Raw genomic sequence first — 1104 nt, forward strand, 5'->3', positions numbered from 1 at the left:
GCCCGGAGGCGGAATCGAACCACCGACACGAGGATTTTCAATCCTCTGCTCTACCGACTGAGCTATCCGGGCAACGGCGTGTATTTAAAAGTTTTTCTTGGTTTACGTCAACAGTAAAAATAAAAAAAAGTACTGTTTGGTGAATTTATGAACGCAGCGACTATATTTAAAGAGTGTATCGGGTTAAATCTGCGGTTTATTTTTTGGTAAAAGAGCCTAAAAGATGAAAGCCGCAATGATGAAGGGTGTATTTTTTAGTGCCATTTGCGCTATAGAGTTGGGAGAGCAAACTATGTTCGATCAAAATGTAAGTCATGTGAAGCTCAGTAGCACCAAAGAAAAAGAAATTATCGAAAAGCTAGTAAAGTACTTTGGAACGACGGAAATCACCAAAGACGGAGGTTACATCTTAAAAGATGGTCGATTATTGGATTTACAGCGTTCGATCCCTCAGAAAAAACAGTATCATCGAAAAATAGCCGATTTATTACCTCCCGAATTGAAAGGAACTTGTGACGATGTTTCGATCAGTAATTTACTGGTGACAACAGGGGTACTTCGATATGAGGCTAGAGGGCGTGTTCATGTTGCTTCTTCACCAACAATAGAGCAACGCCGTCGTTTGTATAACATGATGAAATATAGTGTTGATGAATACCGTGTAATAGTGACGGATGTGAATGGGGCTACGATTGCAGATGAAATGCTTCACTCTCCAGCGGCTCATGAATTGAAAGACTTTTTTGATCGAAGCTTTTCTATTGAACATCGTCATTACCTTGAAGATGAATTTGCCGTTGAGCCTGATGGCCCTGATTGCAGGTTGGTGTTTAGGTTAGACCATCGTGTGATTGGTAAATATGAGTCGAAGTCGGGAGAGTTTTATTTATTGGATGATTTCTTTGGCGCCATGCCTGTTTTTGAAACGTTGATAGATAAAATGAAGCTGACTCAAGCTCGATTATAGTAAGAGTAGGGATGGATTATTGAAGCTATTCGCTGAGATTAATATATTGCTTTAGATGGCAAAAAGCCCAATCTGTTGATTGGGCTTTTTTAATGTGGCTCCCCCTGCAAGACTTGAACTTGCGACATACGGATTAA

General features: G+C 40.2%; 1 protein-coding gene and 1 tRNA gene. One reads left to right on the forward strand and one right to left on the reverse strand.

Features of this window, described 5'->3' with window-relative positions:
• Window positions 1–72, reverse strand: a tRNA-Phe gene (locus tag ACXJY6_RS19730).
• A gap of 151 nt (window positions 73–223) precedes the next feature.
• Between ACXJY6_RS19730 and ACXJY6_RS19735 the strand changes: the two genes are divergently transcribed.
• Window positions 224–967: a hypothetical protein gene (locus tag ACXJY6_RS19735; RefSeq protein WP_458769380.1), complete on the forward strand. Its 744-nt coding sequence runs from the start codon at window positions 224–226 to the stop codon at window positions 965–967.
• Window positions 968–1104: the final 137 nt, after the last annotated feature.

Source organism: Vibrio phycocola (assembly GCF_054404255.1).